A 21,652-nucleotide genomic window follows, 5' to 3' on the forward strand; every position below is an offset into this window, starting at 1 on the left:
GAGGTGAGATTGGTACGGCAATGACAAATCACGCGTCAAACGTGGAGATCGAGGATGTGCTGTCCTCGATCCGTCGGCTGGTTTCCGAAGACGGTCGTGCGCGGCTGCGTCCTGAGGAGCCGCCTGCCGAAGAAAGCGAAACGCTCGTCCTGACCCCGCAGCAGCGCGTGCGCGAAAGCGATGACGACGGCGGTTCGGCGGAGCCTGCAACCGGCACCGGGCCCATGCTGCTGTCGCAACCCCTGGCGGACACCGGCGAGGGGCAGAACGGCGATGGCCCTCTCGATCTTCAAACCCTCGTGGAACGTGAGGTCGCGGCTGCGCTTGTCGCGGGAGATGAGGCTCCGGAGGGCGACGCGGCGCGCGAAGAGGTGGTGTCGCCCTGGTCGGAAGAAGCCGAAGCGATGGCCGGCAAGGCGTTCGATCTTCGGCGGGCCGAAGCCGAGGTGCCGCCGCTCGAGATCGCCGGCGGCGTGGATGTCGGGGACGGCGCGCCCGAGGGCGCGGACGGAGCCGGCGAGGCGTCGGACGGGAAAGGCGTGGCCGGCGACCTCGAAGGAGGGCAGGCCAATGAGGCGCCGTCGGAAGGCGTCCAGACCGGGCTGGAACCGCGCTCCGATACGGAGGCTGCGCGTGCGGCGCAAGAAGCCGCACATGTCCTCTTCCAGGCAGAGCGCGCTGGACCGGGCAAGTCGGCGCAATCGCTCGAAGACAAGATCTCCGAACTCGAGGCCATGATCGATCAGTCCGACGACGGGTCGGACACCGCCGCCCGGGATATGCGCCAGCAGGATCCGCTCCCCGGATTGTCGCCCGCCTCGGCGCCGCCGGATGCGGAAGCGCTGCGCGAGATCGTGGCCGATATCGTCCGGCAGGAACTTCAGGGCGCCTTGGGCGAGCGCATCACCCGCAACGTCCGCAAGCTGGTGCGCCGGGAGATTCAGCGCGCCTTGGCGGAGGTCGATGCGGAGTAAGGCGCCGCCCGTGGCGCCGATGGCCGTTTGGACATGAAAAAAGCGCGCCCCGCGGGGCGCGCCAATTTCATCCGGACGAGCCGGAGATCGCCTCAGGCGGCTTCCGCTGCCTCGGCCAGAAGCGCCGCGTTGCGGCGCTCGCTTTCCTCGCGCGAGAGCGCGACCGAGGTGCGCACGCCCTTGGACACGAATTCCATCAGGCCGGCCACCACCCGTTCCGTCGGGTCGATGCCGGCGCAGCTCAGGACTTCGCGCCCGTCGCGCGAGCGCGCCCACCGGGCGATCTGTTCAGGGCCGTTGCCGTACTTCTTGTCGTCGGCAATGGCGTCGTCGAGAGCGGCGAGAACAACGGCAGCGAACAGTTTGCGGGCACGATTACCCTGTTCGGCGTTGAACGCCGTCCCATCCACGAAATCTCGCATGAAGTGCGTCCTTGCTTTATTGGTCTTGTAATTCCGGGCGTGAGGGGCCTTATGGGGCATTCGATCCGATTCGCATACCCCAACAACGCATGTCTCTGTTGCGCTCCGCGCATGCCTCGATGACGGGGCATACGATATCTGGTGAGCTTGCAGGGCACGCATCGGCAAGATATAGGGTCTGCCGGAAAGCTATCAACCATTGGCCACGGTTTCGACACATGCCCAAGATCAACGGAAACGAGATCCGCCCCGGCAACGTCCTGGAGCACAACGGCGGCCTCTGGGCCGCAGTCAAGGTGGACCATGTCAAGCCCGGAAAAGGTGGGGCTTTTGCGCAAGTCGAGCTGCGCAACCTGCGCAACGGCTCCAAGCTGAACGAACGCTTCCGGTCCGCCGACAAGGTGGAGCGCGTGCGGCTCGAGCAGCGCGACATGCAGTTCCTGTTCGAGGCCGACGGCCAGCTGACCTTCATGGACGCGGAAACCTTCGACCAGGTCACCGTCGATGCCGAGCTTCTGGGCGAGCGCCGGGCGTTCCTGCAGGACGGGATGACCATCGTGGTTGAATTCCACGAGAGCGAGGCGCTGAACGCGACGCTGCCGCAGAAGGTCACCTGCAAGGTCGTCGAGACCGAGCCGGTGGTGAAGGGGCAGACGGCGGCGAACTCCTTCAAGCCCGCCGTGCTCGACAACGGCGTGAAGGTGCAGGTGCCGCCCTTCGTTGGCCAGGACGAGGACATCGTCGTCAACACCGAGACCATGGAATACGCCGAGCGCGCCTGACGCGCGCCGGCCTTGGCGGCGCGCCTTCGGCGCCCACTAAGTTTGGGGGCGGAGCCCCCAAGCCCCCCTCGCGAGGGCGCTGCCCTCGCGCTCCCGGAGTACTTGCCGGCCCAAAGAAGCAGGTGCGGGGTATTCAGACGCCGATGTCGTCGAGGAGTCCGGTGGCCATCGCGTGGTAGCCGCCGCCGAAGAGGCGCAGATGCACGAGGGCCGGCCAGAGCTGGTAGACCGGGCGGCGGTCTTCCACTCCGGGATCGGGTTTGCCGTAGCCGCGCCAGAAAGCCTGGTCGGGCGTGCCGAACAGCGTCAGCATGGCGAGGTCGACTTCCGAGTGACCGTAATAGGACGCCGGGTCGATCATCACCGCGCGATCCTCGGTGAAGTGCAGATTGCCGCCCCAGAGGTCGCCGTGCAGGAGCGACGCGCGCGGCGATTCGGGGAGCATCTCGGGCAGGCGCGCGGCGAGCCGTTCGACGCGCCGCGCGATATCGGGCGGCAGGGCGGATGGGTCGGCGAGGAGCCGGCGTTCGGCCCAGAATTCCGGCCAGGTGTCGGTTTTGCCGTTGGGGATGGGCACGGGTCCGAAGGCGTAATCCTCGTCCCAGCCGTAGTAGCCGCCGTCCCAGGAATGGAGGGTGGCGAGCGCTTCCCCGAAGCCGCGCCAGGTCTCGCGCGTGGCGGGCGCTTCGGGCAGGTAGTCGAGGCAGATCAGGCGGTGTTCGGTGTGCAGCAGCTCCGGCACCGGCGCATGCAGCATCGCCATGGCGGCGAGCATGCGCGCCTCCACGTGCACGAGCGGGCCGGTCTTGACCACGAGCTCGCGGCCGGTGTCGAGGCGGATATAGGCGACCTCGGACAGATCGCCGCCGGAGAGGGGCCTGGTCTCGGCGATCTCTGCGCCGAAGGCGTCGAGCAGCGGTTGCGGCAGGGTGGTCATGCCTCGTACCTCACGATGGCGTCGCCGGCCTGCATCTTGGCCGTCGCCTGGGGAAAGCGCAGATGCGCGAGACCGGCGCCGCCGGCCTGGGTGAAGAGCGTTCCGACACGCTTGGCGCCCGCGGTGATGTCGGTGCCCACGGGGGCCGTGCCCTCGACGGTGACGCGGGCGAGGCCTTTCTTGAGCTCGGTCTTGTGCTTCATGCGGGCGGTGACCTCCTGGCCGACATAGCAGCCCTTGCGGAAATCCACGCCGCCGAGCCGTTCGAACCCGGCCTCGAGGATGAAGGTGTCGGGCGTCAGCTCGATCCCGCTTTCGGGCACGGCTGCGGCGACGCGCAGGGCGGGCCAGTCGACGTCGGTCTCCGAGGGACGGCCGTCATAGGCGCGCCAGCCGAGCGCGGGATCGCGCGGGTCGGCGAAGGCGCCGTCAGGGGCGGGGCCGGTGCCGCGGGCGGGGACGAGGCCGGTCTGTTCCAGCGTGACCTTGGCGCGCAGCTTGTAGAGCTTCAGCGCCTTGGTCAGGTCTTCCGCGAGCGGTTCGGCCACGTCGACGAGGATGTCCTCGCCGTCGGGGACGAGGAAGAAATCGGCCCGGTACTTGCCCTGCGGTGTCAGCAGCGCGGTGTAGACGAGGCCGTCCTTCAGCCTCTCCACGTCGTTGGTGACGAGGTTCTGCAGGAAATCCGTGGTCTCGGGCCCCGAAAGGCGCAAGACGCGGCGGTCCGGATCGGTCATGACATCGGCTCCCGTCGTCGCAAGGGAGTGTTTATGTAACAGTCCGGACCGCCCTGTGACAGGGGTCAGGGCGTATCGGATTGCAGGCGGTGAAGCTCGGCATAGGTGCCGCCGCGGGCGAGAAGCTCTTCGTGGGTGCCCTGGTCGACCACGCGGCCCGCCTCCATCACCACGATCTTGTGGGCGTCGCGGACGGTCGACAGGCGGTGCGCGATGACCAGCGTGGTGCGGCCCTGGCTGAGCCGCTCCAGCGCGGCCTGCACCATCGCCTCGCTCGCCGCGTCGAGGGCCGAGGTCGCCTCGTCGAGAAGCAGGATCGGCGTGTCGCGCAGGAGCGCGCGGGCGATGGCGACGCGCTGGCGTTGCCCGCCCGAGAGATTGGAGCCGCGGGCGCCGACCTGGGTGTCGAGCCCGTTCGGCAGGCGCGGCAGGAAGTCGGTGACGTGCGCGGCGTCCAGCACCTCCTGCAGGCGCGCGTCGCTGACGTCGGTCCGGCCGAGCACGATGTTCTCGCGCAGCGTCTCGTCGAACAGCAGCGCGTCCTGGCTGACGACGGAGAAGAGCTGGCGAAGATCTTTGAGGCGCATCTCGTCGATGCCGACGTCCCCGATGGTCACGCGGCCCGATTCGGCGTCGACGAGGCGGGTCAGCAGGTTGAAGATCGTCGACTTGCCGGCGCCGGAGGGGCCGACCAGCGCGGTGACCTCGCCGGCCTTCGCGGTCAGCGTCACGCCGCCGAGGACAGCGGTTTCACCGTAGCGGGCGCGCACGTCGCTGAGAACGATGTCGGGCACCCCTTCGGGCGCCGGGCGCGGGACGGCCGGATCGGCGATCTCGGGCGCCATGTCGAAGATCTCCTTGATCCGCTCCAGTCCCGCGGCGGCGACCTGCAGGATGCCTGAGACCGCGCCGAGCCTGCGCAGGGGTTCGAAGGCGAGGCCGATGGCGGTGAAGAAGGCCATGAAATCGCCGACGGTCTTCTCGCCGGCCAGGATCTCCCCGCCGCCGTAGAGAAGCACGCCGGCAAAGCCGAGGCCGGACATGATGTCGATGAGGCCGGGGATCGAGGCTTGGCCCGCGGAGGAGCGGACCTCGGTGCGGATGCGGCGACGGGTCAGGCGGCGGTATCGGTCGGCCTGGTAACGCTCCAGCGTGTTGAGCTTGATCGGGACGATGCCGTGGAGAACCTCGTTCAGGCGGGTCGACAGCGCCGCGGCGATGTCGCGGGCCGATCGGGCGTTGCCGCGCACGAAGCGTTGCAGGAAGAGCGCAGGCGCCACCAGAAGCGGCGCGCCGACCAGCGCCACCAGGGTCCAGCGCCAGTCGATCGCGAAGGCCACGCCGAAGAGCGAGATGAGCGCGATCACGTCGCGCCCCGCGCCGGTGATGAGCGAGCGCCAGACCTTGGTGATGGAGCCGACATCGCCTTCGACGCGCTGCATCAGGTAGCCGGGCGAATAGGCGCCGTGAAACGCGCCGTCGAGGGTCATCATGTGTTGGATCATGTCGACGCGCAGTTCCGACACGCTTTCCTGGCTGACCTTGGCCAGCACCACCTTCTGGATCACGCTGGCGACCGCGCGGATCGCGAAGATGCCGAAGAAGGCGACCGCGACGAGCGGGACATACTCGCTCTGCCCGCCGACGAAGACCTCGTCGAACATCGGCTTCATCATGTAGCTGAGAGCGCCGAACATCGCCCCTTCGAGCGACATGAAGACGACGGCAAGCAGGATCAGCGGCCAGTGCCGACGCAGGTAGTTGCGCCAGAGCCAGAGAAAGAGTTTCGTGCGCTCCTTGGCCGAGGTGTCGGGTGCGGTATCTCCGAGCGGATCGCGGGTCATGCGGGCTTTGCGGCCTCGTTCGGCGGCAGGCGGGCGTCGAAGGCCCTTTGCAGCCGCTTGTGATCGTATTCGGTGCGGATCCAGTCCTCGAACCCGATTTCGCCATACCCCTGTCGGGCGGCGTAGACATCGATGATGTAGTCCTGGATACCGGTCTTCGTCCAGTCGAGGTGGATGTACCGGATGCCGAGTTGCTTCTTGGCCTCGAGGATCGTCGCGTTCTCGAAGACGAGCAGGTAGAGCGCGCCGACGAAGCCGGTGCGGTCGGCACCGGACTTGCAGTGGAAGACCAGCGGGCGTTCTGCCGCGCGGATGGCGTCGATCACGTCGGTGATGCGCGCCCGCCGGGCGGCCTGTCGCGCCATCAGCTTGGCGTCGACGAGGGTCAGGCCGAGGCGGTCGCAGGTCTCTTTCTCGAAGAGGTAGTAGGAATACTTGTCCTCTCCGCGCAGGTTGATGACCGTCCGGATGCCCATCTTCGCGTAAGTGCGGAAGCGGCGGTGCGTGGGCTGGTTGGAGCGGTACACGCCCGGCGCGATCTCGTGGAAATTGTGCCAGAAGGAGCGCAGGAACGCGTGGTCGAAGAGGTGGTAGTGCAGCCAGGCGGCAAAGCGGCCCTTGGGCGTGCCGATGTCGCGGCCGAAGGACCGCCGGAAGCGGCGTTCGGCATCGTCGATCCGGTCCCAGAGTTTGGCGAGCATCGCGGAAGGTGTCCTGACAGGGTCTCGCGGGGGTCTAGCCGAGCGGCAGGCCGGAAGAAACCGGTTTCGCGGGGGGCTGCCCGGGGTGGGCGGATCGCCCACCCTACCAGATTGACCGCGCGCGCCGGCCGGATAGGTTGGGCGCCGCGCCGCCCGGTTCAAGGGGCGCGGTTTTCCGGAGATGCTTCATGTCGCTTGCCCACGGCCGTCCCTACCTCGCGATTCCGGGCCCGTCGGTCATGCCCGACCGGGTGCTGCAGGCCATGCACCGGGCGGCGCCGAACATCTACGAGGGCGCGCTGGTGGACATGGTCGCGGGCATGGTGCCCGATCTTGCCCGCGTCGCGCGGACCGAGGGAAACGTGGCTATCTACATCGCCAACGGGCACGGCGCCTGGGAGGCGGCGCTCGCCAACACCGTTGCGCCCGGCGAGAAGGTGCTGGTCTGCGCCACCGGGCGCTTCGGCCACGGCTGGGCGGAGATGGGCGAGGCGATGGGGATTGAGATCGAGCTTCTCGATTTCGGGCGCAAGACGCCGATCGACGCGCAGGCGGTGAAGGAGGCGCTGGAGGCCGACGGCGCGCAGGCGATCAAGGCGGTGCTGGCGGTCCACGTGGACACGTCTAGCTCGCTGCGCTCGGACATCGCCGAGATCCGCCGCGCGCTGGACGAGACCGGGCACCCGGCGCTTCTGATGGCCGATTGCATCGCCTCGCTCGGCTGCGACGTGTTCGAGATGGACCTCTGGGGCGCCGACGTGACGGTCACAGGCTCGCAGAAGGGGCTGATGGTGCCGCCGGGTCTGGCGTTCCTGTTCTTCTCGGAGCGCGCGGCCGAGGTGCGGCGGGCCATGCCGCGCGTGTCGCGCTACTGGGATTGGGCGCCGCGGGCCGATCCGGCCTTCTTCTATCAGTATTTCGGCGGCACTGCCCCGACCCACCACCTCTACGGGCTGCGCGCGGCGCTGGACATGATCCACGAAGAGGGGCTGGAGGCGATCTGGGCGCGGCACGCCACGCTCGCCCGCGCGATCTGGGCCGCGGCGGAGGTCTGGGGCGAGGGCGGGCCGCTGACGCTGAACGTCGCCGAGCCGCGCCACCGCAGCCACGCGGTCACCGCCCTGCGCCTCGGCACGCCGCACGGCGCGCGGCTGCGCGAATGGACCGACCGGCAGGCGGGCGTGACGCTCGGGATCGGGCTCGGCATGAGCGAGGAGGGCGATCCGGACGGGCGCGGCTTCTTCCGCTTCGGACATATGGGGCATGTGAACGCGCACATGGTGCTGGGGCTTCTGGGCACCGTCGAGGCCGGGCTGTCGGCGCTGGGAATCCCGCACGGACGCGGCGGTGTCGCGGCGGCGGCGGAGGTGATCGCGGGGTCTGAGCCGCGGCGCGGGTGAAACGGGAGGGAGCGAGGGCGCTGCCCTCGCGCTCCCGGAGTATTTGGAACGAGAAGAAGAGGCGTTTGGTGCCTCTTGCGGGCCCGGTCAGGAAGAAAGTGCTGACCGGCGGCGCGCGGCGAGGCGGTCGATCAGGCGGTTGAGGCCCCAGCCGATCAGGAGCACCGCGGGCAGGCCGAAGAGCACCCAGATCACGCCGAGAATCCACAGCAGATTGACGAGGCCCATGGCGAGGGCGGCGTTGGTGTAGTCGGGGGCGCGGCCGGGGTGGTCCATGGGCAGGCTTTCCTCGAGGCTCTTGGCACAGTGGATAAGGCGGGCGCGCGCCCCGCAAAGGGCGCTCAGGCCGGGGCGGCGGCGCGGGCCTCTTCGAGGGCTGCGGGCAGTTCGGCGGCGAGCACGTCGAGTTCCTCGGGCAGGCCGGCGCCGAAGCGGATGCAGCGGTCCTGCGGCGGGCGGAAGGGCATGCGCACGAAGACGCCGCGGGCGATCAGCGCGCGCAGCACAGCACGGGCGAAATCGCCGTCCGCGCCGCAATCGACGGTAACGAAATTGGCCGCCGAGGGCAGGGGAGTGAGGCCGTTCGCGCGGGCGATGTCGTCGATCCGGTCCTTCGCGGCGGCGACCTTCTCCTGCACTTCGCCGAGCCAGGCGTCGTCGCCGATGGCGGCGAGCGCGGCCTCCTGGCTGGGGCGGGTCATGCCGAAATGGTCGCGCACCTTGTCGAAGGATTTCACCAGTGATCGGGCGCCGACTCCGTAGCCCACGCGCGCGCCGGCCATGCCGTAGGCCTTGGAGAAAGTGCGGAAGCGCATGACGCGGGGGTCTTCCGGATCGATCCGGGGCGCCGTGCCGGCGGGTGCGAATTCCACGTAGGCCTCGTCGAGGACCAGGAGCGTGCCGTTCGGGATGCGATCCAGCGCCGCCTCGATCGTGGCGGCGTCGTGCCATGTGCCCATCGGGTTGTCGGGGTTGGACAGGTAGACGAGCTTGGCGTTCGTTTCGGCCGCCTTCGCCAGGAGCGCGGGGAGGTCTTCGAGGTCGTCGCGGTAGGGAACCTTGTGCAGGACCCCGCCGAAGCCGTTCACGTGGTAGTTGAAGGTCGGGTAGGCGCCGTCGGAGGTGACGACCGCGTCGCCTTCGGCCACCGTCAGACGTACGAGCGTGCCAAGCAGCCCGTCGATGCCGCCGCCGACGATCACCTGGTCGGGCTCGGCCTCCATCTTCGTGGCGAGCGCGTGGCGCAGGTCGTGATTCGTCGCCTCGGAGTATTTCCACACCTCGTCGGCGGCGCGGCGCAGGGCGGCGACGGCGTGGGGCGACGGCCCGAACGGGTTCTCGTTGGCGCCGAGGCGCGCGCGGAAGGCGAAGCCGAGGTCGCGCTCCTGCACTTCGGGGCCGACGAAGGGCACGTCTGCGGGCAAGGAGGTGGCGAGCGGGGTATAGCGAGGTCCGGTCATACCGCAGGAGTATGCGCCCCGGGGCGCCCCGGGCAAGGGGCGCTCAGCCGCGGCCGCGGCGGCGCTGCTCCACCGCCATGGCGTGGCGCATGCCAAGCTCGGAGATTTCCGCCATCAGGCGATCGCGTTCCGCCGGATCCTCGCTCTCGCGCCATGTCGCGCGTGCTTCCTGCAGCGCACGGCGCAGGCGCAGCTCCTCGGGAACGGCGCCGGCCTCGGCCATGACCTTGTAACCGAAGAGCGTCACCGGATCGTCGGGGCCGGCCCAGTCGTCCGTCGGCAGCGGCTTGCCTGCGCCCTCGAGGTTGTCGAAGGCGCCGTCCTCCATCGCCTCCTTGATGCGTTGCTCCGTCAGGATCGGGAACAGGGCCATGCGCGCCTCCTGCGCTCGCATTCCGGCGCCCCGCGGCGCGAAGCGGACGTGGGAGGTCAGCGCGTCAGCACCGGCGCCTGCCCGACGAGGCTGTCGTCCGTCGCGGCCCTGACCAGGAAATCGGCGACGTCGGCGCGGCTGATCAGGCCCATGCGCCAGTCCTTGGGGTCGGTCAGGACCTTGTAGCCCTCGGTGCGCTTGCCGTTCGTCAGGATCACCGGCCGCGCGAAGGTCCAGCGCAGGGAGGAGGCGCGAATCATGTCCTCCTGCCGCGTCTTGTCCTTGTAGGGCTCGCCCAGAAGGATGGAGTGGCCCAGCCTCTCGATCCGGCTCAGCGCCTCGATGCTCTCGGACGTGCCGATGCCGGTCAGGCAGACCAGCCGGTCGGGGCCGGTCGATTGCATCGCGTCGATCAGCACGCGCGTCGCCTCCGAGAACAGCGTGACCTTCTGCCAGAGCATCGCCACGCTTTCCTTGATGCCGAGCGTGAGGATCACCGCGTCGACCCCGGTGAGGGCGCGGCGCACGTCCTCGAGGTTCGTCGCGTCGCCCTGGACCGCCTCGAAACGGGAATCGACGATGTCGATGCGCGAGGGCGATCGGGCGAGCCCGCGCATGTGATGACCAAGCTCGAGGCCGCGCTGCACGGTCTGAAGGCCGATGCCGCGGCTCGCGCCGATGACGAGGATATGGGCCATGGATGCCTCCGGTTGCTTTCTTCGAAGCTATGCGCCGCGGCCCGCGTTTCAACGCACGGCGCCTTGCATCGGCGACGACAAGCCGTCACTTATCGCCCGGCCTCAGCGCGGCCCCGCGCTCCACCAGGGAGGACCAGATGGCCCGACGCACGCCCCCCTTCGCGCCGTTCGAATGGATGATCGCCTGGCGCTACCTGCGCGCCAAGCGCGCCGAGGGCGGGGTCAGCGTGATGACCTGGATCAGCCTAGTCGGGATCACGCTCGCCGTCTTCGCGCTGATCGCGACGCTGGCGGTGCGCTCGGGCTTCCGCACGGAGTTCGTGGACACGATCCTGGGCGCGAACGCGCATGTGACGGTCTATTCCGGCGGCGTCCGGGACGCCGAGACCGGGCAGGTGGACCGGTCCATCCCCGATTACGCCGAGATGGCCGAACGGGTGCGCGAGGTCGAGGGCGTCACCCGCGTCGCGCCGCTGGTGAAGGGGCAGGTGATGGGCACCGCGAACCAGCGCAATTCCGGCGTGGAGGTGTTCGGCATCGCGCCGGGCGATCTGGCCACCATTCCCCGCATCGCCGATCCCGAGACGGCGCGCGGCGATCTCGATGCCTTCGGGGGGGAGGTCATCGCCATCGGGTCGGGCATCGCGCGCGAGCTAGATCTCGGCGTCGGTGACAGCATCCGTCTGATCTCGCCCGACGGGGTGAAGACCGCCTTCGGCACGTCGCCGCGCGTCAAGGCCTACGAGATCGGTTACATATTCACCGCAGGGCGCTACGACATCGACCGCACGCGCGTCTACATGCCCTTCGAGGAGGCGCAGCTCTACTTCAACCGCGAGGACGCGGCGGACGAGCTTGAAGTGATGGTCGAGGATGCCGAGGAGGTGGGCCGGCTCGTCGGCCCGATCCTCGCCGCGGCCGGGGGCAACGCCTATGCCTGGACCTGGCAGGACGCATCGGGCAGTTTCCTGCGCGCGCTGGAAGTCGAGGACAACGTGATGTTCATCATCCTGTCGATCCTCGTGCTGATCGCGGCGATGAATATCGTCTCGGGGCTCATCATGCTGGTGAAGAACAAGGGCCGCGACATCGGCATCCTGCGCACGATGGGCTTGACCGAGGGCGCGGTGCTGCGGGTCTTCTTCATCTGCGGGGCGTTCACCGGGCTGCTGGGGACGCTCGCCGGGACTGTCCTCGGCTGTGTCTTCGCGATCTACATCGACCCGATCTTCAGCCTGGTGAACTACGTCTCGGGCGGCGGCGTCTGGGATCCGGCGGTGCGCGGGATCTACGCGCTGCCCGCCGAACTTCAGCTTTGGGACGTGCTGTCGGCGGTGGCGCTGTCGCTGGGTCTGTCCTTCGTCGTGACGATCTTTCCTGCCCGCCGCGCGGCGCGGATGAACCCGGTGGAGGCGCTGCGCTATGAGTGACAAGGTTCTGCGCCTCTCGGGCGTCTCCAAGGGCTACAATCACGGTCTGCCGACCGAGGTGCAGGTGCTGCGCGGGGTCGACCTGTCGGTCGCGGCCGGCGAGATCGTCGCGCTGGTCGCGCCCTCCGGGGCGGGCAAGTCGACGCTCCTGCACATCGCCGGGTTGCTCGACACGCCCGACACGGGGCGGGTGGAGATCGCCGGCGAGGACATGACCGGCGTGCCCGACCGGCGGCGGACCGCCGTCCGGCGCGAGGCGGTGGGCTTCGTCTACCAGTTCCACCACCTGCTGCCGGAGTTCACTGCGGCCGAGAACATCGTGCTGCCTCAGCTCGCGAACGGCGCACCCCGCCGCGAGGCCGAGGCGCGCGCCGCCACGCTTCTGGACAGCGTCGGCGTCGGCCCCCGCGCGACACACCGGCCCGCCGCGCTCTCGGGAGGGGAACAGCAGCGCGTCGCCTTCTGCCGTGCCATGGCGAACGCGCCGAAGCTTCTGTTGGCGGACGAGCCGACCGGCAACCTCGACCCGGAGACCTCCGACCGGGTCTTTGCGGCGCTCATGCACCTCGTGCGGGACACCGGACTTGCCGCGCTGATCGCGACGCACAACCTCGAGCTGGCTGCGCGCATGGACCGGCAGGTGGCGCTCGACCAGGGCGTCCTAGCCTGACGGGCTGGGCCGGACAGGGCTTGGAAATGCCGCGCCTGTGCGCCGCCCGAGGGTGGCCGGGACGAGATCGGACTTGAAGAAAGAGGCCCCGCCCGTGCAGACAAGACGAAACGATATGTTCGGGGGTTTCATGACACGTGCCATTCTGGCGGGACTTGCCGCCGCCGCGTTTGCCCTGACCGCCTGCGACGAGGCCGGCACGACCGGCCGGGCGGACAGCGCCGCGATGCCGACGGCGGAGGAGGGCCGCGCGCTCTTCACCGAGTATTGCGTGGTCTGCCACGGCAGCGATGCCACGGGGGGCGGCGAGCTTGCGAGTTCGCTGAACCGCAGCCCGGCGGACCTGACGCGGGTGGCCGCGCGCAACGGCGGGAGTTTCCCGGCCGCGCGGGTGCTGTCCCACGTCGACGGCTACACCAAGACCGACTTCGAGTCGCAGGTCATGCCGGAATTCGGCGAGCTTCTCGCCGGAGAGGCGGTGCCCTACGACAGCGGCGACGGCACGTACACGCCGACGCCGCGGCGGCTGGTGGCGCTGGTGGAGTATCTGCGCTCCATCCAGGAGGCGGAGTGATGACCCGGGCACGGCGCCCCGGCCCGTGGGGCCGCGCATGATACGGAGTCTCGGCGTGCTCGCGCTGCTGGCGGGGTGCGCCACGTTCCCCGAGGTCGAAGCGGTGGAAAGCGCCGACGTGGACACGGCGGACTATCCCCGGCTGGTCAACATCGACACGCTGATCGCCCGGACAGCGCCGCGCGCGACGCCTGATCTGCGCGCCGGTGTCGAGGCGCGTGCCGCCGGGCTGCGCGCGCGGGCGGACGCGCTGCGCGGCCCGATCATCGACGACGCGACCCGCGCGCGCATGGACGCCGGCGTCGACGGGGCCGGCTGAGAGCCGCAGCCTTCGGCGGCGAACGGTCTGCGCCACCCCGCGCGGCGGGCGTTGCAGCCAAGTTGCGGACGGGCTACCAGTCCGGCGGACCGGCCGCCGCCCCGCGGCGCCTTCCCCAAAGCATCAGGACCGCCCAGGCCCGCCGGAAAGGGCCTTGGCGCAGCACGAAGGAGCCTAACCCATGACCTCACCCTTGCGTCTCGGCATCGCGGGCCTCGGCACGGTCGGCGCGGGCGTGGTCAAGATTGTGCGCCAGAAGGCAGAGCTGCTCAGCGCCCGCTCGGGGCGACCGATCGCGGTCGTCGCCGTGTCTGCCCGCAACCGCGACAAGGATCGCGGCGTGTCGCTGACCTCCTATGCCTGGGAAGACGATCCGGTCACGCTCGCCACCCGCGACGACGTCGATGTCTTCGTCGAGCTGATGGGCGGCGCCGACGGCTCGGCGAAGGCGGCGACCGAGGCCGCGCTCGACGCCGGCAAGGACGTCGTGACGGCGAACAAGGCAATGCTCGCCCATCACGGCCAGGCGCTGGCCGAACGCGCCGAGGCGAACGGCGCCATCCTGCGCTTCGAAGCCGCCGTCGCCGGCGGCATCCCGGTGATCAAGGCGCTGACAGAGGCGCTGGCGGGCAACGACATCACCCGCGTGATGGGCGTGATGAACGGCACCTGCAACTACATCCTGACGCGGATGGAGGGCGCGGGCCTGAGCTATGCCGAGGCCTTCGAGGAAGCTGACGCGCTGGGCTATCTTGAGGCCGACCCCGAACTCGACGTCGGCGGTATCGACGCGGCCCACAAGCTCGCGCTGCTGTCGTCGATCGCCTACGGCACGCAGGTTGCCTTCGACGCGGTGGAGCTGGAGGGGATCGGCAAGGTCTCCATCGACGATATCCGCCAGGCCGCCGACATGGGCTTCAAGATCAAGCTCCTGGGCGTGTGCCGGATGACCGGCCGGGGGCTGGAGCAGCGCATGGCGCCGTGCCTCGTGCCAGAGGGCTCGCCGCTCGGCCAGCTCGACGGCGGCACCAACATGGTGGTGATCGAGGGCGATCAGGTGGGCCAGATCGTGATGCGCGGTGCCGGCGCGGGCGAGGGGCCGACGGCGAGCGCGGTGATGGGCGACGTGATGGACCTCGCGCGCGGCTTCCGGGTGTCGACCTTCGGGCAGGCGGCCTCGTCGCTGACGCCGGCGGTGCCGGCGAAGACCGCAACGCCGGCGAGCTTCTACCTGCGCATGGCGCTTGCCGACCGCCCCGGCGCGCTCGCCAAGGTGGCGACGGCGCTGGGCGAATCGGGCATCTCCATCGACCGGATGCGGCAATACGGGCACCAATCCGATGCCGCGCCGGTGCTGATCGTCACCCACAAGACCACGCGCAGCGCGCTCGACCAGGCGATCGCCGCGATGGAACGGACGGGCGTCGTGCAGGCCGCGCCGGTCGCCCTTCGGATCGAGCGTGTGTGACGACGTCATCCGCGCCGCGCTCGCGGTGGTGATCCGGGAAAGCCGGACGCTGCTGGTGCGGCGGCGCAACAAGCCCGACGCGGGGCTCTGGGGCTTTCCCGGCGGCAAGCTGGAACCCGGCGAGAGCGTGGAAGATGCGGCGGTCCGCGAATTGCAGGAAGAGACAGGACTGGTGTCGCGTGCGGTGAGGCGTCTCGGCACGTTCCGCGTGGATCATGTCAGCCCGCCATTCCGGCTCGACGCGGTGCTGTGCGAAGCGCCCTCGGGGGAGCCTGTCGCCGCCGACGACGCCGAGGAGGTGGCCTGGTTCGACGTGAACGAGGTGGTCGCCGGTCGGCTCCTGGCCAGCCGCGATGTGGACCGGCTGGCCCTGCGCGCCGCCCTCAACGCCCGCCCCGCACAATCTTGAGCGAGATCGTGAGCCGGATTCTCGGATAAAATCCTGCACCGCCCCGTGGCGCACCGGGGTGGCTTGCGCGGCGGTCGCGCTGCGGGGTAGACGAGTCACGACTGTTTGACCCGACCTCAATTCCGGAGCCCACCACATGGCCGCGCCCAAGGATTTCAACGACCGCATGCTGTCCCTGGGCCTTGCCCGGGTTGCCGAACAGGCCGCCATCGCCTCGGCTGCCTTCATCGGCCGCGGCGACGAGAAGGCCGCCGATCAGGCAGCCGTCAACGCCATGCGCGAGCAGCTCAACAAGCTGGAGATCCGCGGCACCGTCGTCATCGGCGAGGGCGAGCGCGACGAGGCACCGATGCTGTTCATCGGCGAAGAGGTCGGATCGGGCTCCGGCCCCGAGGTCGACATCGCGCTCGACCCGCTCGAGGGCACGACGCTCACCGCCAAGGACATGCCGAACGCGCTGACCGTCATCGCCATGGGTCCGCGCGGCACGATGCTGCACGCCCCCGACGTCTACATGGACAAGCTCGCCATCGGGCCGGGCTATGCCGAAGGCGTCGTCTCCCTCGACATGTCGCCGAAAGAGCGGGTCGAGGCGCTGGCCAAGGCCAAGGGCGCCAAGACCGACGAGGTCACCGTCTGCATCCTCGAACGCCCCCGGCACGAGGAGATGATCGCCGAGGTCCGTGCCACCGGCGCCGCGATCCGCCTGATCACCGACGGCGACGTCGCCGGTGTCATGCACACCGCCGAGCCAGGGACCACCGGCATCGACATGTACATGGGATCGGGCGGGGCGCCCGAAGGCGTGCTCGCGGCATCCGCGCTGAAATGCATGGGGGGCCAGATGTTCGGCCGCCTGACGTTCCGCAACGACGACGAGCGGGGCCGCGCCGAGAAGGCGGGGATCACCGATCTCGACAAGATCTACACCCGCGACGACATGGTCACCGACAACGTGATCTTCGCCGCGACGGGCGTGACCAGCGGCTCGCTGGTGCCCGGCATCAAGCGCGAGGTCGGCTACCTGACGACGGAGACGATCCTGATGCGTTCGCGCACCGGATCGGTCCGGCGCATGAGCTACCGCAACCCGACGCGCTGACGCTCACCATATCTGGTGTCCTGCGGGCGCGGCGTCGCCACATGAGCCCGCAGGCGCTGGCCTTGCCGCGCTTTCCCGCGTAGTGTTTCCAACAGGTAGGGACCCCGGTGCCGCCAGAACGCGCCGGACCGTGGACAGGCAGAGGGACAGGGCAGACATGCTCGACAACGGTGCGATGGGCTATCTTGGCGTGGAACATTCGCTCAGCGGCCGGCGCTGGGTGGGGCCGTCGCCCGACATCGCCAGGGCGGCCGAAGCGCTGGAGCAGTCGACCGGGCTCGCGCCCGGCCTTTGCGCGACCCTGGCCCGGCTTGGCGTGCCTCCCGAAGAGGCGCCGGCCTATCTCGAACCCACCTTGCGGGACCTGCTGCCCGACCCGCGCAGCCTGCGCGACATGGAAGCGGCGGCCGAACGGTTGTGCCGCGCTGTGGCCCGCGGCGAGCGCATCGCCGTCTTCGCCGATTACGACGTGGACGGCGGCGCCTCCGCCGCGCTGCTGATCGACTGGCTGCGCCAGCAGGGGCATCGCGCGACGCTCTACGTCCCCGACCGGATCGACGAAGGCTATGGCCCGAACGAGGCGGCGATGGCGGACCTTGCCGGCGCGCACGACCTCATCGTCTGCGTCGATTGCGGCACGCTCAGCCATGCGCCCATCGCCGCGGCGGCTGCCGCCGATGTCGTGGTGCTCGATCACCACCTGGGTGGCGAGACGCTGCCCGGCGCGCTCGCCGTGGTGAACCCGAACCGGCAGGACGAGGACGGCTCGCTCGGCCATCTCTGCGCGGCCGCGGTGGTTTTCCTGATGCTGGTGGAGGCCGGGCGCCAGATGCGTGACGCCGGGACACGCGGCCCCGACCTGATGGCGATGCTCGATCTCGTCGCTCTGGCCACCGTTGCCGATGTGGCGCCGTTGCGCGGCGTGAACCGCGCGCTGGTGCGGCAGGGCCTGAAGGTGATGGCGCGGCGGGAGCGCGCCGGGCTGGTTGCGCTGGCCGATGTCGCGCGGCTCGACACCGCACCGTCGAGTTATCACCTCGGCTACGTTCTCGGCCCGCGCGTGAATGCCGGCGGGCGCATCGGGCAGGCCGATCTTGGCGCCCGGCTGCTCGCGGAGACCGATCCCCACGCCGCGCGCGCCATGGCCGAACGGCTCGAAGCGCTCAACGTCGAGCGGCGCGAGGTCGAGGCCGCGGTGCGCGCCGCCGCCCTGGCGCAGGCGGAGGCGCGCGGCCTCGATGCGCCGCTGGTCTGGGCGGCGGGCGAGGGCTGGCACCCCGGCGTCGTCGGCATCGTCGCCTCGCGCCTGAAGGAGCTGACCAACCGTCCCGCCGTGGTCATCGGCCTCGCCGACGGCGTTGGCAAGGGCTCCGGCCGCTCGGTCGCGGGTGTCGATCTCGGCGCGGCGGTGCAACGGCTCGCGGGCGAAGGGCTCCTGCTCAAGGGCGGCGGACATCGCATGGCGGCGGGTCTGACCGTGGAGGCCGGGACGCTGGAGTCGGCGATGGGGCGCCTCGGCGAGCTGCTGGCGCGGCAGGGCGCGGGAGAGGGCGGCGCGGCGGACCTCCGGATCGATGCCGTGCTCATGCCCGGCGCGGCGAGCGTGGAGCTGATCGAGGCGCTCGAGCAGGCCGGCCCGTTCGGCGCCGGCGCCGGGGCGCCGCGATTCGCCTTTCCCGATGTCCGCATCTCCCATGCCAAGCGGGTGGGCGAGTCGCATCTGAAGCTGACCTTCGGCGACGGCCTCGGCGCGTCGCTCGGGGGAATCGCGTTTGGCGCCCTGGACGGGCCAATGGGGCCGGCGCTGCTGAACCACGGCGGTGCGCGTTTCCACCTCGCTGGGCGGATCGAGATCAACGAATGGCAAGGCCGCCGCAGCGTTCAGCTGCGCCTGGACGACGCCGCGCCGGCCTGACCCTGCGGCAGTCGGAAAAATCGCGAAAAATCCTCTTGCAGGGGTCAGCGATCTTTTCTAGACACCCTGCACGCCAAGCGCGGCCCGTTCGTCTATCGGTTAGGACGCCAGGTTTTCAACCTGGAAAGAGGGGTTCGATTCCCCTACGGGCTGCCACTTTCTCCCTAACATGCAGAAAGTGTTGCGATTTTTCCGTGCTGCCAATCGGGCTGAGCGGGGTGTCAACGACTTCTCCTGATCTGACCCGGCGCGGGTTCCCAACCTAGCGGTAACGGGACGTCTCGTGCTCCGTCTCCGGCAGATGCGTGAGGTTCGGATCGGCAGGAATGATGTCGGACCCGGCGAACCGGGCCGGTGCCTGCGGCGCCGTTCTTCTGATTGCCTGATGGCGGGCAAGGATGCCGCGCCCGGGACCGCCCGTTGGCGGGCATTATCCGGTTGAACGCCGCAATACGGACCTTACAACTCGCCGCGCGGAAAGGTCGGCGCGACGCACCCGGGCGATCCGCATATTGCCTGCACCAGATCCGGGGGACCCATGATCCGTCACATCGTCTTCTTCACCGCCCGGCACGACGGCGATATCGAGGCCATCCGCGACGGGCTCCGGAAACTCACCGGGATCCCGCATGCGCAGCATCTCGAGATCGCGCTCAACCGCAAGTCGGACCCGAACAGCAAGGAAGTCGATGTCGTGGTCTATGGGGAATTCGCTGACGATGCGGCACTGGCGGCCTACAAGGCACATGAGACCTACGCGGAATCGATCCGCCAGGTGAAGCCGCTCCGCGAGATGCGCTTCGCGGTGGACTACGATCAGAGCAAGGCCGTCAAGAGCCCCGATGAACACCCCTGAGACTTCATGTCGCGCGGACGGGCCGGGCGTATTGCTGCGCGACGATCTTGCGGGCCGGGATATGCGGTTCGCCGCGCCGAGCGAGTTGATCCGGGCCGACGACGCCGATGACGTGCCATCCGCGCTGGACCGCATCGAGCGCGCTCGGGAAGCGGGCAAGTGGTGCGCCGGCTACGTGAGCTACGAGGCCGGTTACGCGCTCGAGCCGAAGCTGCATGACCACATGCCGCACGGGCGGCGCCTGCCCCTGGTCCTGATGGGGGTCTTCGACGCGCCCGAGACCGGGCCGGTCGGGTTACGTTCGGAAAACACCGCTACCCTCACGGATGTCCGGCCCGTATGGTCCTACGAGGAGTACCGGCCTCGGTTCGAACAGGTGCACCGGCACCTGCGGGCGGGAGATTGCTATCAGGCAAACCTGACCTTTCCGGTCGCGGCAAGATGGGCTGGCGACCCGGCGGCACTCTTCGACGAGATGACTGGCCGGCAACCGGTTCGCTATGCCGCGCTGGTCGAACTTGGCGATGCGGTCATCCTGTCGCGCTCCCCGGAACTTTTCTTCCAGGTCGACGCGGAGGGCTGGATTGAGACCCATCCGATGAAAGGCACCATCCGGCGCGGCACGACCGCGCAGGAAGACGCCACCCTGGCCGAGGCCCTGCGCCAGGACGGCAAGAACCGCGCCGAGAACCTGATGATCGTCGACCTGTTGCGCAACGACATTTCCCGCATCTGCGAACTCGGCACGCTCGACGTCCCCGAGCTGTTCCGGATAGAGAGCTATCCGACGGTCCACCAGATGGTCAGCCGTGTCCGCGCCCGGCTGACCGCCGGGACGACGATCCCCGAGATATTCGCCGCCCTATTCCCCTGCGGTTCGATCACCGGCGCGCCGAAGATCCGCGCGATGCAGATCCTGCGCGCGCTCGAAACACGGCCGCGCGACATCTATTGCGGCGCGATCGGCTTCGTCGCGCCTACAGGTCGGATGTGCTTCAATGTCGCGATCCGCACACTCACCCTGCACAAGGACGGCGAGGCGATCTTCAATGTCGGCGGCGGTATCGTCTTCGACTCCGAGCTCCGCTCGGAATATGAGGAATGCCTGCTCAAGGCCCGCTTCGCGAGCGGCGCCGCTCTGGACACCGCGCACGCATAGCCGGACTGAGCCGTCGTGACGGACATCCTGGCTTCGCACGGCATCACGTCGCGACGCGGCATTCAGCTCCACCGCTCCGGCAAGCGCTCAACCAGTTCGCGAGTGTAGAGCGGTTTCCGTTGGGCGGCGTCGATCTGCCCGCCATCGCGGAAGAAAGTGAAGGCTTCACCGTCGCTCTGAGGAGCGACACCCGTGTCACGGGGTGGATGGATGGTCGGCAGCGACGGGGATGACCTCTCTACCGGCGTGGCCGAGGTGAACGCCTCTCACGCCCACGACGGTGACGATGAACGCGTCGGCAAGGCCGAGGACGGCTTTCCATGCGTCGCTACCTGATCCAGCGGTTTGCAACGCCTTGTACGGGCCATGCGCTTGATCCATGGAACGGTGAAAAACCTCGCCCCCGGAAGGGCGAGGTTCAATTGCCTTGTCGGCGGGACCACCGGGCCCACGAGAAGGCCTCAGAGGAATTCGAAGTCGTCGAGGGTCAGATCGGCCGACGTCACTCCCAGGACCTCGATGGTCTGGTCCTGATAGCTCAATTCGACCGCGGCCTCTCCGTCGATGGTCACGTCGGTCATGTCGAGCGCATCTAGCTTGCCGGCGAGACCGGAGCCCTCCGGGTTCTCGACATTCACGAGGAAGAGCGTGTCCTCGCCGTCCTCGAAATCGGTGATGCGGTCGACGTCGCCCGCCGGGCCCGAGTTCCAGACGAACGTGTCCGCACCTTCGCCGCCGGTGAGGGTATCGTTGCCCGATCCCCCATTCAGCGTATCGTCACCGGCGCCGCCAGAAAGCATGTCGTCTCGGCCGCCTCCGGCAATGAAATCGTCGCCGCCGCCCCCGTCGAGGGTGTCGTCACCGATCCCGCCGCCGAGCGAGTCGTCGCCTTCGCCGCCTTCCAGCGTATCCCTGCCGCTGCCGCCGCCCAGGGAATCGTCACCCTCGTTGCCGGTCACCGAGTCGTCGCCGAAGGAGCCGCCGACGGTGTCGTCGCCGGTCCCGCCCACGGCGATGTCGTCGCCTGCGCCGGACGCAAGTACGTCGTCGCCGGCGCCGCCGTCGATGGTGTCATCGCCGTCCCCACCGCCGATCGTGTCGTTGCCTTGCTGGCCGTCGAGGCTGTCGTTGCCGGCGCCGCCGCCGATGTCGTCGTCTCCGCTACCTCCGAACACGTGGTCGTCACCATCGGAAGCGGCGATGTTGTCGTCTCCTGCACCGCCATCGATCGTGTCATTGCCGGTTCCGCCGAGAATGCCGTCGTCGCTCTCGAGACCGCGGATGCTGTCATCGCCACCGAGCCCTTCGAGACGATCCTCCTGCGGCGTGCCGATGATGATATCCGCACCGGAGGTGGCGCCCTGCGTATCGTCGCCGCCCCCGGAGCCGTCGTCGCCGCCATCGGAGCCGTCGTCGCCGCCA

24 protein-coding genes and 1 tRNA gene are annotated in these 21,652 nt (G+C 69.2%); 15 read left to right on the forward strand and 10 right to left on the reverse strand.

Translation table 11 applies throughout. From position 1 onward, the window contains the following. Window positions 1–20: 20 nt before the first annotated feature. Window positions 21–974, forward strand: coding sequence for a hypothetical protein (locus F3H57_RS17890; RefSeq protein ID WP_149757578.1), 954 nt, complete (start codon window positions 21–23; stop codon window positions 972–974). A gap of 92 nt (window positions 975–1,066) precedes the next feature. Here the strand turns inward: F3H57_RS17890 and F3H57_RS17895 are convergent, their stop codons facing one another. Further along, window positions 1,067–1,396 (reverse strand): DUF6280 family protein, encoded by a 330-nt coding sequence (locus tag F3H57_RS17895; protein ID WP_149757579.1) that lies wholly within the window; start codon window positions 1,394–1,396, stop codon window positions 1,067–1,069. Between the two features lie 218 nt (window positions 1,397–1,614). Between F3H57_RS17895 and efp the strand changes: the two genes are divergently transcribed. Then, entirely contained in the window at window positions 1,615–2,178 is a 564-nt protein-coding gene (efp, locus tag F3H57_RS17900) for an elongation factor P (RefSeq protein WP_149757581.1), read from the forward strand. A gap of 133 nt (window positions 2,179–2,311) precedes the next feature. On the opposite strand, the gene F3H57_RS17905 is transcribed toward efp, so the two are convergent. The 4 genes from F3H57_RS17905 to F3H57_RS17920 all read right to left on the reverse strand — a co-directional run bounded on the left by F3H57_RS17905 (window position 2,312) and on the right by F3H57_RS17920 (window position 6,397). Continuing rightward, window positions 2,312–3,115, reverse strand: a complete 804-nt coding sequence (locus tag F3H57_RS17905) for a fructosamine kinase family protein (protein ID WP_149757583.1) — start codon at window positions 3,113–3,115, stop codon at window positions 2,312–2,314. Continuing rightward, the gene (gene ygfZ, locus F3H57_RS17910) at window positions 3,112–3,852 is read right to left on the reverse strand and encodes a CAF17-like 4Fe-4S cluster assembly/insertion protein YgfZ (RefSeq protein WP_149757585.1); all 741 of its coding nucleotides are present in this window, start codon (window positions 3,850–3,852) and stop codon (window positions 3,112–3,114) included. Before ygfZ ends, F3H57_RS17905 begins: the two co-directional genes overlap by 4 nt. A gap of 65 nt (window positions 3,853–3,917) precedes the next feature. Continuing rightward, window positions 3,918–5,696: an ABC transporter ATP-binding protein gene (locus tag F3H57_RS17915; RefSeq protein ID WP_149757587.1), complete on the reverse strand. Its 1,779-nt coding sequence runs from the start codon at window positions 5,694–5,696 to the stop codon at window positions 3,918–3,920. After that, a complete protein-coding gene (locus tag F3H57_RS17920; RefSeq protein WP_149757589.1) occupies window positions 5,693–6,397 on the reverse strand; it encodes a tyrosine-protein phosphatase in 705 nt (234 codons plus the stop codon). The genes F3H57_RS17915 and F3H57_RS17920 overlap by 4 nt, the downstream gene beginning before the upstream one ends. A 188-nt stretch (window positions 6,398–6,585) precedes the next feature. On the opposite strand from F3H57_RS17920, the gene F3H57_RS17925 reads away from it, so the two are divergent. Continuing rightward, window positions 6,586–7,797 carry a pyridoxal-phosphate-dependent aminotransferase family protein gene (locus tag F3H57_RS17925; RefSeq protein WP_149757591.1) on the forward strand — a complete coding sequence of 404 codons (1,212 nt, stop codon included), beginning with the start codon at window positions 6,586–6,588 and terminating at the stop codon, window positions 7,795–7,797. A gap of 87 nt (window positions 7,798–7,884) precedes the next feature. On the opposite strand, the gene F3H57_RS17930 is transcribed toward F3H57_RS17925, so the two are convergent. From F3H57_RS17930 to F3H57_RS17945, 4 genes are all read right to left on the reverse strand, one after another. Further along, complete coding sequence (locus F3H57_RS17930; protein WP_149757593.1) at window positions 7,885–8,073, reverse strand: hypothetical protein; 189 nt, start codon at window positions 8,071–8,073, stop codon at window positions 7,885–7,887. 65 nt (window positions 8,074–8,138) lie between these two features. Continuing rightward, window positions 8,139–9,257, reverse strand: a complete 1,119-nt coding sequence (locus F3H57_RS17935; protein ID WP_149757595.1) for a pyridoxal phosphate-dependent aminotransferase — start codon at window positions 9,255–9,257, stop codon at window positions 8,139–8,141. A gap of 43 nt (window positions 9,258–9,300) precedes the next feature. Then, complete coding sequence (locus F3H57_RS17940; protein WP_188129731.1) at window positions 9,301–9,630, reverse strand: DnaJ family domain-containing protein; 330 nt, start codon at window positions 9,628–9,630, stop codon at window positions 9,301–9,303. A gap of 56 nt (window positions 9,631–9,686) precedes the next feature. Then, on the reverse strand, window positions 9,687–10,328 hold the full coding sequence (locus F3H57_RS17945; RefSeq protein WP_149757599.1) for an NAD(P)-dependent oxidoreductase: 642 nt from the start codon (window positions 10,326–10,328) through the stop codon (window positions 9,687–9,689). Window positions 10,329–10,465: 137 nt separating this feature from the next. Here F3H57_RS17945 and F3H57_RS17950 point away from each other — a divergent pair, with 137 nt between their 5' ends. The 12 genes from F3H57_RS17950 (at window position 10,466) to F3H57_RS22325 (ending at window position 20,566) form a co-directional block, all read left to right on the forward strand. Beyond that, window positions 10,466–11,758 (forward strand): lipoprotein-releasing ABC transporter permease subunit, encoded by a 1,293-nt coding sequence (locus F3H57_RS17950; RefSeq protein WP_149757601.1) that lies wholly within the window; start codon window positions 10,466–10,468, stop codon window positions 11,756–11,758. Then, window positions 11,751–12,428 (forward strand): ABC transporter ATP-binding protein, encoded by a 678-nt coding sequence (locus tag F3H57_RS17955; RefSeq protein WP_149757603.1) that lies wholly within the window; start codon window positions 11,751–11,753, stop codon window positions 12,426–12,428. The genes F3H57_RS17950 and F3H57_RS17955 overlap by 8 nt, the downstream gene beginning before the upstream one ends. A 130-nt stretch (window positions 12,429–12,558) precedes the next feature. Next, complete coding sequence (locus F3H57_RS17960; protein WP_149757605.1) at window positions 12,559–13,002, forward strand: c-type cytochrome; 444 nt, start codon at window positions 12,559–12,561, stop codon at window positions 13,000–13,002. Between the two features lie 37 nt (window positions 13,003–13,039). Next, window positions 13,040–13,321 (forward strand): hypothetical protein, encoded by a 282-nt coding sequence (locus F3H57_RS17965; RefSeq protein ID WP_149757607.1) that lies wholly within the window; start codon window positions 13,040–13,042, stop codon window positions 13,319–13,321. A gap of 181 nt (window positions 13,322–13,502) precedes the next feature. After that, window positions 13,503–14,789, forward strand: coding sequence for a homoserine dehydrogenase (locus tag F3H57_RS17970; RefSeq protein ID WP_149757609.1), 1,287 nt, complete (start codon window positions 13,503–13,505; stop codon window positions 14,787–14,789). Beyond that, window positions 14,782–15,198, forward strand: coding sequence for an NUDIX hydrolase (locus F3H57_RS17975; RefSeq protein ID WP_149757611.1), 417 nt, complete (start codon window positions 14,782–14,784; stop codon window positions 15,196–15,198). Before F3H57_RS17970 ends, F3H57_RS17975 begins: the two co-directional genes overlap by 8 nt. Window positions 15,199–15,334: 136 nt before the next feature. After that, the gene (glpX, locus tag F3H57_RS17980; RefSeq protein ID WP_149757613.1) at window positions 15,335–16,300 is read left to right on the forward strand and encodes a class II fructose-bisphosphatase; all 966 of its coding nucleotides are present in this window, start codon (window positions 15,335–15,337) and stop codon (window positions 16,298–16,300) included. Window positions 16,301–16,475: 175 nt separating this feature from the next. Continuing rightward, entirely contained in the window at window positions 16,476–18,215 is a 1,740-nt protein-coding gene (gene recJ, locus F3H57_RS17985; RefSeq protein WP_149757752.1) for a single-stranded-DNA-specific exonuclease RecJ, read from the forward strand. A gap of 81 nt (window positions 18,216–18,296) precedes the next feature. Next, window positions 18,297–18,371, forward strand: a tRNA-Glu gene (locus F3H57_RS17990). A gap of 382 nt (window positions 18,372–18,753) precedes the next feature. Beyond that, complete coding sequence (locus F3H57_RS17995; protein WP_149757615.1) at window positions 18,754–19,071, forward strand: Dabb family protein; 318 nt, start codon at window positions 18,754–18,756, stop codon at window positions 19,069–19,071. Then, complete coding sequence (locus F3H57_RS18000) at window positions 19,058–20,230, forward strand: aminodeoxychorismate synthase component I (RefSeq protein WP_149757617.1); 1,173 nt, start codon at window positions 19,058–19,060, stop codon at window positions 20,228–20,230. Before F3H57_RS17995 ends, F3H57_RS18000 begins: the two co-directional genes overlap by 14 nt. A 192-nt stretch (window positions 20,231–20,422) precedes the next feature. Next, the gene (locus tag F3H57_RS22325) at window positions 20,423–20,566 is read left to right on the forward strand and encodes a hypothetical protein (RefSeq protein WP_188129732.1); all 144 of its coding nucleotides are present in this window, start codon (window positions 20,423–20,425) and stop codon (window positions 20,564–20,566) included. Window positions 20,567–20,691: 125 nt separating this feature from the next. Here the strand turns inward: F3H57_RS22325 and F3H57_RS18005 are convergent. Continuing rightward, window positions 20,692–21,652: calcium-binding protein (locus F3H57_RS18005; RefSeq protein WP_149757619.1), on the reverse strand; the 961-nt coding region annotated here is incomplete at its 5' end.

The sequence above is a fragment of the Roseivivax sediminis genome (assembly GCF_900112685.1).
GTDB lineage: Bacteria > Pseudomonadota > Alphaproteobacteria > Rhodobacterales > Rhodobacteraceae > Roseivivax > Roseivivax sediminis.